Below are 11,482 nucleotides of genomic sequence, written 5' to 3'. Positions count from 1 at the left end.
CGTCCCCCACCGCAATTTGGCCCACATGCTCGCCGACCAAAATAAACGTGGTGGTGGTCTGGAAGATGATGGCCCAGCGCTCTTGCAGGGTGGCCCGGTTGGTCACCACGATCGGGAAATCCGTATCGTTGTATTCCGCCGTGCAGGGGTCGCCAATCAGAAAATCAGACCAGTTATTTGTCCAGCTGCGTTGGTCGAACAGCGCCCCATAGCGGGCCCACAGGTCACCGATAATGAGGGCGCTGGATACCAGGGTATCCGTTGCCTCATAGCTGTGACTAAGTGGCCGTGCCAGGGTGATGCGGCCAGAGATCTCCACATCGGTGGCCAGGCTCATATCCTCGACCCGGTGAACCACGGTCAGCGGCTCCACATAGCCGGTCAGGTTCAGTGGACTGGCCAGGGTCACCATCCCGCTGTTCATGTTGACGCTGTAGAGCTGCGGCGCCAGCTCCTTGCCGTTCTTGTCCTCCACCCGGCAATAGGCCAGCCGTTCGCGCCCGGTGTTGAGCTGCTGCCCTGCCTGTACCCCCATGGGGAAGGCGCTGCGCTTGGTTGAATGCACCACCACGATGTAACCCTTGCGAATGAAGGGCACCCGGCCATCGGATGGCAGGCGCACCGGATCCAGCTTGATCAGATCCGCATCGAGCGGCAGATAGCTATACACCACCGCATTAAACCGGATGGTGTCAGCTACCACCGACAAGGGGCGCCAGATCTTGCCATCGGTGACCATATCGGGGTCAAACCAGGGTTTCCCCTCGTTGCCCGCTGCCGTCACCAGGCGGCCAAAGCGCACCGATACCACCCCGGTCTGATAGTCCACCTTGCCGCTCACGTCAGTGCTGGTGATGGTGCCATCGCCGTTGGCGGTCACCTCGAACCGGCGCCCGTCTGCGGTGTTACCGCTCAGGTAGAGGCTGGATGGCGCAATGGGTGCCCCCGGCGTCCTGAATGTCACCTCGTCCACCGTCTGGGCCACCAGGCTGGTGACCAGCGAACTCAGGGTAGGCACGGGCGCCGCGCCGGGGTTCCAGACCGTGACGGTCGCCTTGCCGGTGGCGTAATCCAGTGTCCCGGCCTGCTCACCGGCCCCGGTGGCGGGGTCGATGTTGCGATAGAGGATCCCTTGCCTGTCCACATAGACAGACCCGCCCAGCGCAAAGCGCACCGAGTTGGCCAGGATCGCCTCGCCGTTGCGCGGGGTGATATCCAGTACCAACGGGGTGGCCTTCACGGTGTCTTGGCCCGCGCTGCTGGCGTTGTTGCTGCGGTACTCCACCTCGACCCAACCACTGTCGTCTACCGGGAACAGGTAGGCGGCCTGCACATAGTAGATTTCCATCAGTGTCCAGCGCTGGCGGGCAATGGTGTTACCGTGGCCATCGCCATAGGTGCCGATGGTGCGCCACTCATAGCGGGTTTTCGGAATGCCGCCCTGGCCATCCGGCTTGATGGTGATCTTGCCGGTGGTGTAGTTGACTGTGCCCCGCTCTACCCCTGCCGCATCCAGCAGCTTGCCAGCACCGTTGTCGCGCACACTGATGATCGGGTCACGAGTAGCGATCACCAGTTCGGTGTCGTCCTTCACCTCCTCATAAAGGGCATTCCAGCGTACCGATACCATCCTGGGGGTCAGGTTCTGCTTGGTCAGCTGCAGGGTGATCGTCCCGTCCTGATTGCGGGCCGGGTAGTCAAAGCGCTGGGTGTCAGGGTCGCCGTACTGGTAAACAACCTGGTACTCCTGACCACCATCTGGCAGGGTCGCCACCCGCAGGGCCAGATCGCCGGTCACATAATTGATGGTGCCGGTGGCATCGCCGGTCAGCTGGCCCGCCCCGTTGTCGATGGCGGTTTTGGTCGCGCCACCGGCTTGCCAGGTCAAGGTCAGACTGTTGGGGGTGATCCCCTCATGGGCCAACTTATGGGTCAGCTGTACCGGCTCCAGCACCATGCTGGCGCGGTTGAGGTAAGAGACCTTGGTGCCCCAGCTGAACATGATCGCGCTGTTCACATCCGGCAGCGCCCCCAGGGTCAGCACCACAGAGCCGGTGGTGAAGTTGAGCAGGCCAGAGCCATAGGATTTGTCCTGGCCAAACAGCTCCCCGCGCCCGTTGTCTTTCAGGTCGTACCATTTGCCCTGGGCCAGATAGCTGACGGTCAGCGAACCGGGGCAAGGTGTTGGCAGCAGGGTCGCGGTGTAGGCATAGCCCCGGTTGTTGGCGGCGATCTGGATCTGGGCAGTGTCAGCTATGCGTGATGGCATCACTGCCGGGCGAAAGCTCACGGTTTTGCTAGCTGCGCCGTAGTTCGGGCACTGGCTGTTGAAGGTCAGCAGGCCGCGCCCGTAGTCGATAGCCCCCACCACGGTACCGACCAGGAACAGCTCGCCCCCCTTGTCGGTGATCACTGCCGCACCGATGGTGACCGATACGCTGCCCGGCATCGCACCAATCCCCAGGAACAGCCCCTGACTCGGGCTGACCGGTGAGGTGGTGGTGAAGGTGTGGGGACTGCCCACCCCGGATTCCAACAGAGCGCCCAGCTCACCGGCAGCGGTCAGAACGACCACCGGGGTTTCACTGCGGGCACTGGGTACCAGCTGGGTGAAAATGGTCTTGGCCTGCACCCGCATTGCCCCCAGCGCCGCATCCGCGACCAGCTTGGTGGTCGAAAAGTAGTTGGCAGCATCGGCCACCACGGTCTCCCGCAGGGTGGTCTTGGTGGTGGCCTGGTCATAGGGGCTGGGCTGCTCCCCTTCAAAGGTGTGGCGCAGCGGGTCAGTGATCACGCAAGTGACCACGTTGCGGGTGAACTCGCCCTGATAGCCCGCCACCCCGAACTTGCGCAGCTCGGCGGTTACCCGGTCAACCCGTACATACTGCTCAACCTCGTTCCCCTTCCCTTCGTTGCCGACCAGCACCAGCACCTCCCCGATCTCCGGCAACCGCACCTCAATGCGTTGCAGGATGCGGATCGCCCGCTGCCCTTCCAGCTGGGTATCGTAGAGCACCCCCTGCCACTTCGGGCCTCGGGCCTGATAGCGCTCCAGGGTGTTGCGGGCGTTGCCTCTGGTGTCGTTGTGGTCTTTGGTGGTCATCAGCGTCAGGTTGACGCTGGGGTCACTGGGCGGCAGCAATACCATGGCATTGGCGCCATAGTAGGTGTCGGTGTCGTCCGTCTGCACCGCCAGAAACGCCTTGCGCATATTCACGGTGCCATAGGCCCGATCCATATCGCTGACATCAGGGAACAGGCTGTTATGGTTGCCGCTGATGATCTCGCGGCCAGTGATGCGACCACCGCCGTCATCGGTATCAACCAGGCGCTGGCTGGCCAACAGCACGATATCGCCAGAGAGAATGGTCATGGGGTTACCTCTGTGAGATTCAAGGTCAGGGCATAGGGGTCTCCCCCTTCCGGGTCGGCCATCTCGATCAGTGGCGTGGCCACCACACCAGGGCGGCGCCACACCACGCTGCGGGTCACGCCATCGAGCAGGGTCAACGTCATCAGCCGGGCCACCTGTGCCTCCAGCACCTTGAGCTCCTGCACCTTGGCGCGGGAGCAATGCCCGCTCAGGGTCAGCGGCCGCCCCTCGGGCTTGGCGGTCTCCTCCACCAACAGGGCGCCACTCAAGGTCGGGGTAACCACCTGCTCGACCGGCGACCACTCGAACTCGTCGCGCCAGACCAGATCATCTGGCAGCAGCACGCTGTTTAAGGTCACGTTCATTGCCGCAGTCCTTGCTGTTTAAGAATGTTGATAAAGGCGTTGGCATTGGCCTCATCGGCCTGCAGTTCGGCCGAGCCTCCCACCCCTTTGAGCTCGATGGTGATCCGCTCGGACAAGGGCCTGCGCGTCCCAGGGTAGTTGGGGCCTGGTGCTTGCGGCTCTACAGTTGTGACTGGTGCCTGGATGGAGGCCTGGTTGGTTTTGGCACTCTCTTTAGCAAGAGCCTTGTCGAGCTCTTCCTTGAGTCGAGCACGCATGGCCTCCATCTCCTTTTGGAACTTCTCGCCGTAATACTTGCTCCACTCGCTGTAGGCCGGAATGTCCTTGACCTTCTGGCTGTAGCGGGCCAGCTCATCCTCAACACCAGCCAAGGTATTGGCCAGCCCCTCGGCATTGCCGCGCAGACCATTGAGATCCACGGTTTTGTAGTAGAAGGAACCGGCGTTCACTGTGCGGGTATCGCCTCGGCCACCTCCCCCGCCACTACTGGTGAGGCTGGCATTCGTCTGCTTGGCTTCATCCTGTACCCCTTTAAGCCCCGCCCGCATCGCATCAGTAGCACCTTTGGCCCGTGCGGCCGCTTCGTCAAAGCCATCACCAATGGCCGCGACTGCCTGCTTGGTATCGCCGCTTCCCCCTTTCACTTTGGCCATGGCATCGGCGGCGATGGCCATCGAGCGAGCCAGCGCATCCCCGGTGATTTTTCCCTGGGTGGCCAGTTGCTTCTGACGCGCGATCACCGCATCGATCTCGGCGGTGGTCTTGGCGCTGTTGTAGGCGGCGGCCAGCGCCTCCTCGATGGCGGCACTACTGGCCCCCGTGTGCGCCACCAATACATCCAGGGCGCCGATGGTCTTCTGAAAACCCTCACCGATACGGCCATTGGCCTGCTCAAAATCGAGGCCGAGCACCTTAAACGCCTCTGCCAGTTTGGCTGGGCCATCAGCTGCGGTTTGCTTGGCCACTGCATTAATCTCGGCCAGATAATCACGGGCACTCTTTGCCTCATCACCCAGCGCTTTAACGGCTGCGGCGCCTTGTCGCCAGCTTCCAGTGGCATCGTCGTAATGCACCTTGCCCTCGGCGACCAGGCGATCGAGATCCGCCATGCTGGTGATGGCAAAACCCAGTTCCGTTGACAGGGCAGCAAACTGACCATTGAGGCGGGCCTGAGTCTCGGAGCGCAGCGCTTGCGCCTCCCGGAGTGCCAGCTCAGCCTGCACCAGCTGACGCAGGGCGGAGGCGAACTGGGTGATCTGGATGATGGACTCGACTGCCACGGCGGCCAGCAGCCCCTTGACAGCTGCGCCCAGTACCCTGACCCCTATCGCAGCACCAGCTGCTGCTGTGCCCGCTGTCGTCATACCGCCTGCTGCTGTCGCTGTCGCCACAGGCATGGCAATAAACTGGGCGTAGAGGCCGCGCAGATCACCCATCCAGCCCGCGATTTTCAGGCCGACCCAAGCCTGGGCCAGTACGGTCAGCGCTGTGCGCCACTCATAGAGGATCTGGATCAGCGACTTGAGGGTTTCCCCCATAGAGATAAAACCATCGGAGAGGCGTTGAGCCCACTCCTGCAGGCGGCCATCCTTGGCCATCGCCTCAAATTCGGCATTAAGGTTGGCCAGCTGGTTTTTGAGCCAGGCCAGCGCCCCGTTCTCTGCCACCATCCGGTAAAACTTGGCGAGGTTGTCCTGGGCATTGGAGATAAGCCCGGAGAGCAGGCTCATGTTGTCTGCTGCCGCACCGCGCGACTGCGTGGCAATCTCGTTCATCAGGGCCGAGATGGTCTCGCGGCCCAGCTTGCCTGCCTCAGAGAGCTTCTGTAGCTCGGCAGTATTCTTGCCAGTCACCTGCTCCAACATCTGCCAGACAGGTACGCCCCGCTCAATCAGCTGCAGGATCTCCTCACCCTGCAGCTTCTGCTTGGCCCAGGCTTGGCCAAGGGCCAGAGAGATGCCCTGCACCTCTTCAAAACCGCCGCCCAATTTGAACGCCTGATCTACGATACCCTGCATGGCCCCAGCCATAGGGTCGATGCCGAACGCCTTGAGCCGCACGAATACCTGGGTGACTTCACTAAGCTGCAGAGGGGTGTTCTTGGCAAAGTCCTGGATCCAGGCTGACGCCTCTTTGCCACCGGCAATCGATCCCATCACCGCCTTGAGCTGCACATCGAGGCGCTCGGCCTGATCGCCAGTCTGGAACATGGCCATCAGTTGGGTGGTAAGGGTCTGGATACCAAACCAGGTACCAGCCAACGCCACCAGGCGCCCGGTCAGGCTGCCGATGGCCCCCTGCAAGCCACCGGCCTGCTGACTACCCTGGCTAAACTCGCGCCCCAGCCGCTCGGTCTGGGCGACACTCTTGGTCAGCTCACGCTGCAGGCGCTGCTGTTCCTGGGCAAGGTTCTTGGTATCGAGCCCGGACTGCTTGAGCCCTGCGTGGAGGCGGGTATGACTGGCTGACTGAGCGACCAGCTGGCGCTCCAGTTGCTTGACCTCGGAAGCCAGCAACCGCTCTTGTTCGGCCAGCGCCTTGGCGTCACCGCTGCCTGCTTGCTGCTCGCGGCGCAACTGCTCCAGCTTGTCACGGCTGAGCACTGTCGCCAGTTCGAGCTGGGTCAGGGCGGCCTTTGAGTCATTGAACTGCTGGATCAGCGCCTGCTGGCGGCTTAACGATTCGAGGGTTTCAGCCAGTTGCGCCGTTTCGGCGGCCGTTTCGTCCGAGATCGGGCCCAGCTCCTGCACCTCACCCGCCAAGGCGGCCAGGTCTTCCCGGCCGGTGACCTTAGCCGCCAGCTCCAGGGCAAGTTTGAGGGTGGAAGAGGTGGACATGGGGCATTCCTGAGCGATTCAGAGTTGCCCCAGTTTGAAGGAATGGCAGAATGGGTGGGTTTATGGAGAATTACAGAGACATATCACAGGAACACCACGATCGTTCGATTACGCTGCGTTAATCGAACGGCCCTGCGGATTGACCGCAAAATTCTCATCATAAATTGATATGCCCTAAGGAGGCTTCGATGAAATCTTTTTCAAAACGGCACGGCTTCGCCTCGGTGCAAGAGGTTGAAATATCCATTCGCGAGGATGCCCCCGAAGAGTTCCGAGAGTTTCTCTTACAACTCTCATATGAACACGGTTTTAAACCAACAGCACTTCGTAATTTGGTCTGCCAAACTCTGAAAAAAGCACCAGATAAAAGCAACTGGTCGGACTATCCAAACATAGATGAGGAGGTAACCAATCTAATGTTGGACTGTAAATGGTACAAGGTTTACGACATTCTTGAACGTATCGTCTCTCATTTAGGAGAAGTCAATTACAGACAAGATGTCTACGAATCTTTCATTAATGAGGTTAATGAATATTTAATCGAAAATGGTATTGGTTGGAAAATTGAAAACGGGCTAATCGAATATCGAGGGGCTGAGGCGTTTGAGCTGACTTTAAAAACAGCTCATTCTGCTGAGCGAGAAGCAGGAAATATTACTGCTAGCAAAGAGCTTCACCAAGCAATCGAAGATTTATCTAGGCGCCCACAACCCGATGCCACCGGAGCCATCCAGCATGCTATGGCCTCATTGGAATGTGTGGCTCGTGAAGTAACGGGGGATCGGAAAGCCAATCTTGGTGACATAATGAAGCGACATACTTCTGTTATTCCAGCACCATTGGATCAAGCCATCGTGAAAGCATGGGGATATGCATCAGAAAATGGTCGCCATATGCGTGAAGGTAGAGAGCCAACAGTGAATGAAGCTGAACTTGTAGTTGGCCTATGTGCCGCTCTTGGTAGCTACTTGGCCAAATGCCGTGACGTATGAAAAGACAAACCTCACGCATTGATGCTTACCGTAACTTCTCTATACGTTAAAGGATAATTCATGGAAAATTATTTAGCACAACTCTGCCCTCTCTGCGAAATACAAGCTAAGTACTGCAAGGTTGACTTTGGAAATGTCAAATATTTTAACTGCCCAAATTGTGGTTTATTTCAAATTTCTACAGCTGCCGAAAAACGCCTAGACCAGGAATTTCCGCATCGCAAAATGGAATACTCAGCACAAGCTCAACAAACACCGAAACATCACCTTTTGTTTATTGGACTGCCATCACATGAATTTCAGCAGCATAGTAACGATCGCCTGCAAGCTGAGTTCTCACCAAAATCAGAGCTCGATTTGAAGTGCCGTTGAGGGCCGTAAATTCGATTAGTGTAGTGTAATCGGACGTTCAAAATAACTTAAAAAACGGCGGTTTTACCCGCCATTTTTATTTCCTCATCAGTCACACCGTCACTGGCAGCTCCACACAGGAGGCGATACTCTCACCATCCACGGCCAGCAGCGTCCCCTCCAGCTCGATCACTGGCGACCCAATAACCTGTCATTTCTGACAGTGGCGAGTGGGCACAAGCGATCGATACTCAGATTCACTTGAGCAAAGGTACAACATGAATGCATCAATTTGGCGTCTGGCATGAAGGGGGGCACCACACCATACAAGGGCTGCCGATCCTGAAACATCTATTGCGCTCACTCCATGGGGATGTGATGGTGCGTTATGTCTGCCGTGCCGATACGCCTTGCACCCTGTTCCTGACTATCAAGGATGGCGTGCCATACCAGAAGTTTAAGGAGGGAACTCCGCCTCTGGACTGGCAGTGGTTAGAGAACTCCATCCTTTCCCTTTCAGCCTCATCTCAACCACTGGCCATGATTAAACGGCTAGCATTACGCTAAATGCCAAGCCTAACCCTACCGGATAGCACACACCAACTTTTTCCAGCAGCTCAAACTCCAAAGCCTACTTTCAAGCTTGAGAAGGTGGAGATCGGGCATTCCTAAGAGATTCAGATATGCCCTATGGCAAAGGGATGGCAAAATGAGTGGGTTTATGGCGAGTTTTGGAAACGTTAGGACTGTACATGCTCAATTTGGAAAAAAACTATCTATCTCGAAAATGGCTTATCTTGGTATTGTTTATACTATTTATATGTGCGCCGCTCATTTTTTATTTCATTGTTTTTGGCCCAGCATCAGGGTTCAGTATATCTAGAAATGATCAAGCATGGGCTAATTTGGGTAGTTACCTAAGTGGTACAGTTGGCCCATTAATATCAATAGGTGCTTTCATTGGTTTATTCATAACCATAAAACAACAACAAGAGTCATTATCTGTACAAGCAAAACAATTAAATATACTTGAGAAGCAGCGAAAAATAGATAGCATCCAAGCAAACATAAATGAGCAATCAAGAAACATTGACTCTCTACTTCATAGCAAAGTAACTGCAATAATAGGAGGCACTGAGGACTCTCGGCTAAGCCTACTACAAATCATTGTATTCACATCAGAGATTGTCTTTCCAAAAGATCCTGAAATGATGACTGAAGATGAGAGGCATGAGCTATTCCTTCAGCATGAATATAGAAAAAATGCAAATGCAGATATAACTAGACTAGGATTTGAATTCAATCTTCTGTGCAATTACTGGGATTTTTTTGTTTCAAATGGAGGTGATACTTCCGTTATCACCCTACAGAAAAGAAAATATGCTTACGCCCTTACATACTTAAGATATTGCGGCGTGCGATATCAAACTATAGACAAGCATTTTGATTTTCAAAAATTACGTGCGCTATGTATTAATGAGTATCAATTCGAAGACATTTGGCAGCTATTCGATGATTGAGTTAATTAAATTAATTTTATGAAAACAGCGGGTCTCCCCGCTGTTCTACTATCTAACATCACGCCGTCACCGGTCTATCCACATAGAAGGGGGCGGTTTCACCATCCACGGCCAGCAACTCTCCCTCCAGCTCAATCTCGATGGGCTTGTCGCTCATAAAGTCCACTGCCTTCTTGGGGGACAAGCTGGCACGGGGCACCGTCAGTTTGATGGCCTCGCCGCTAACGATACTGCGGCCATCGAGCAGCAGTCGCGCCTTGATCTCCGGCTGGATATTGCCCGCGATGCGGGTACCGGTCACCGCGTTATAGGTACCGCTGACCGTCAGGCTACCGCCATCCGCTACCGAGCCCCCCTTGATCGCCCGTACCAGCCCGAGCGCATAGTTGACCTCGATATCGGTACCCACCACCAGCGCGGTGACCCCTTCCTTGATGGCCAGGCCAGTCGAGGCAATATTGCTCTTGCCCAGCTGGGCCCACTTCGGCCAGGCGGGCAGAACGACCGGCAGATCAGTCAGTGTCCCAGCCCCCTGATTGATGGGGCTCTCCAGACCCATAAAGGCAGCGGCCAGCAGCACGGGCGGGATCTCGGTGGTCTTGATGGTGACCATGGCTGGCTTGGGAATGTGGTAGTTCTCCCGCGCCTGACCGTATTGCCCCTTGCGCTTGCTGGGAATCGAGATCTTCTGGCTGTCGGGTTTCACTTCCAGGCTATCCACATCGATGGGGCCAATCACCCCGGCCGAGACCCCGTTGGTAAAGGTCTCGATAAAGAGATCCCCTTCCAGGTGCAGTGTTTCGCTCATCATCGCTCTCCTTTGAATTTCACTCGGGTAGTAAAGGCAAGCGGCAAATAAGCCGCACCGCCGCTGTAACTGGGTTTGACCGGTGGGGTTTCGCGGCGAAAGGTACTATCACCACATGCTCGCCCACTGACGGCCTGCAGGATGCGGCCAAGCCACACTCCGGCACTGACCTCCTTGGGGCTGGCACGATGCACCAGCACCAGCAACCAGAGCTGATCAAAGCTGCTGGCCCGGCCTGACTGGGTGCCTTCGCTCTCACGTTCGCCCTGATAGACCACATGCACCGCCGGACTGTGCTGGCCCAGATTGGCGATGGCCGCCACATCGGTGGCCACAAACACCTCCTTGAGCCCCGCAGGTTTGAGGGGGGCCAGCAGCTCACGCAGCCGCTCGCCCGCCTGCAGGTAGTCGAGTTCGGTACCCGACTGGTTGGCGGGTTGGCTCATAGAAAGCCCCCCTTATCCCGCCCGAACACCCGCCCATCCGACTGCAGTTGAGCCAGATTCTGGCTCTCCAGGGTGGCGCCATCGGATGCCAACCCCAGCGCCAGCTCCCCCTTGCCAACCGATTTCAGAAAGGCCAGGGCCGCCTCATTACGCTTGGCTATCTGCTCCGGGGCCTGTTCACCATAGAGACGGTGACGGGCGATATCGGCGCAGATAGGTACCAGGGCACTCGGGATATGGGCCAGCGGCAAGGGATAGCGACCCGCCAGATAGCCATCGATCAAGGCGCCTGCATCCTGCAGGGCGATGGTGATGGCCGCCTGATCCAGCTCACCGGTCGGCGTCATGGCCAGGCGTAGCAACTCGGCCTCGCCAAAGCGGATCACCATGTCATTGACGCTGGCGTACATATCACTGCTCTCCGTTCTGGCCAGATGACTGCTCATCCTTGACCGGGTATTGCACTTCGGTCGCGGCGATCGCTGTCACCAGTTCGGCCTTCTTGAGCTTGGCCGCCTCCGGGATACCCATCTGCACCGCCAGCTCGCGCAGCTCATCGACCTTCATCTCGGCCAGCGGCGTGACCTTGCCTGCCTGGTCAGCGACTCCCGCCAGATAGCCCGAACCGGTCAGGCCGCCCAGTGCTGCGTCCAGATCCCCAGGCGCCGATGGTGCATTACCTGCCTGAAGGCTGGCGTCTTCAGCCAACCGGACGACCACCAGACGCGGGTCGTTCTCCAGGGTCGCGCACTGCTCAGGCGACACAACCATCTCAGACTTGCCCGGTACA

Annotated in this window: 11 protein-coding genes; 4 read left to right on the top strand and 7 right to left on the bottom strand. The window is 57.4% G+C overall.

What is annotated here, in order from left to right; genetic code table 11:
- The 3 genes from ACW5W8_RS22525 to ACW5W8_RS22515 form a co-directional block, all read right to left on the bottom strand.
- Positions 1 to 3,373 (bottom strand): curculin (mannose-binding) lectin protein (locus ACW5W8_RS22525; RefSeq protein WP_498630561.1); only part of this gene is annotated, 3,373 nt, incomplete at its 3' end.
- Positions 3,370 to 3,738: a hypothetical protein gene (locus ACW5W8_RS22520; RefSeq protein WP_498630559.1), complete on the bottom strand. Its 369-nt coding sequence runs from the start codon at positions 3,736 to 3,738 to the stop codon at positions 3,370 to 3,372. The genes ACW5W8_RS22520 and ACW5W8_RS22525, both read right to left, overlap by 4 nt.
- Positions 3,735 to 6,575, bottom strand: a complete 2,841-nt coding sequence (locus ACW5W8_RS22515; protein ID WP_498630557.1) for a tape measure protein — start codon at positions 6,573 to 6,575, stop codon at positions 3,735 to 3,737. Before ACW5W8_RS22515 ends, ACW5W8_RS22520 begins: the two co-directional genes overlap by 4 nt.
- Before the next feature lie 188 nt (positions 6,576 to 6,763).
- Between ACW5W8_RS22515 and ACW5W8_RS22510 the strand changes: the two genes are divergently transcribed.
- The 4 genes from ACW5W8_RS22510 to ACW5W8_RS22495 all read left to right on the top strand — a co-directional run bounded on the left by ACW5W8_RS22510 (position 6,764) and on the right by ACW5W8_RS22495 (position 9,438).
- The gene (locus tag ACW5W8_RS22510; protein WP_498630555.1) at positions 6,764 to 7,567 is read left to right on the top strand and encodes an AbiJ-NTD4 domain-containing protein; all 804 of its coding nucleotides are present in this window, start codon (positions 6,764 to 6,766) and stop codon (positions 7,565 to 7,567) included.
- Between the two features lie 60 nt (positions 7,568 to 7,627).
- On the top strand, positions 7,628 to 7,939 hold the full coding sequence (locus ACW5W8_RS22505; RefSeq protein ID WP_498630553.1) for a hypothetical protein: 312 nt from the start codon (positions 7,628 to 7,630) through the stop codon (positions 7,937 to 7,939).
- 261 nt (positions 7,940 to 8,200) lie between these two features.
- Positions 8,201 to 8,485, top strand: a complete 285-nt coding sequence (locus tag ACW5W8_RS22500) for a hypothetical protein (RefSeq protein WP_498630551.1) — start codon at positions 8,201 to 8,203, stop codon at positions 8,483 to 8,485.
- Between the two features lie 185 nt (positions 8,486 to 8,670).
- On the top strand, positions 8,671 to 9,438 hold the full coding sequence (locus ACW5W8_RS22495) for a hypothetical protein (protein ID WP_498630549.1): 768 nt from the start codon (positions 8,671 to 8,673) through the stop codon (positions 9,436 to 9,438).
- A 58-nt stretch (positions 9,439 to 9,496) separates the two neighbouring features.
- Here ACW5W8_RS22495 and ACW5W8_RS22490 read toward each other — a convergent pair whose 3' ends face one another.
- From ACW5W8_RS22490 to ACW5W8_RS22475, 4 genes are all read right to left on the bottom strand, one after another.
- Complete coding sequence (locus tag ACW5W8_RS22490) at positions 9,497 to 10,246, bottom strand: phage tail tube protein (RefSeq protein ID WP_498630563.1); 750 nt, start codon at positions 10,244 to 10,246, stop codon at positions 9,497 to 9,499.
- Positions 10,246 to 10,692 carry a phage tail terminator protein gene (locus ACW5W8_RS22485; protein WP_498630547.1) on the bottom strand — a complete coding sequence of 149 codons (447 nt, stop codon included), beginning with the start codon at positions 10,690 to 10,692 and terminating at the stop codon, positions 10,246 to 10,248. Before ACW5W8_RS22485 ends, ACW5W8_RS22490 begins: the two co-directional genes overlap by 1 nt.
- A complete protein-coding gene (locus tag ACW5W8_RS22480) occupies positions 10,689 to 11,138 on the bottom strand; it encodes a gp436 family protein (protein WP_232100198.1) in 450 nt (149 codons plus the stop codon). Before ACW5W8_RS22480 ends, ACW5W8_RS22485 begins: the two co-directional genes overlap by 4 nt.
- Positions 11,104 to 11,482: Rho termination factor N-terminal domain-containing protein (locus ACW5W8_RS22475; RefSeq protein ID WP_498630545.1), on the bottom strand; the 379-nt coding region annotated here is incomplete at its 5' end. The genes ACW5W8_RS22480 and ACW5W8_RS22475, both read right to left, overlap by 35 nt.

Source organism: Aeromonas aquatilis, assembly GCF_054052405.1.
This window is presented reverse-complemented; position numbering and strand designations above follow the sequence as displayed.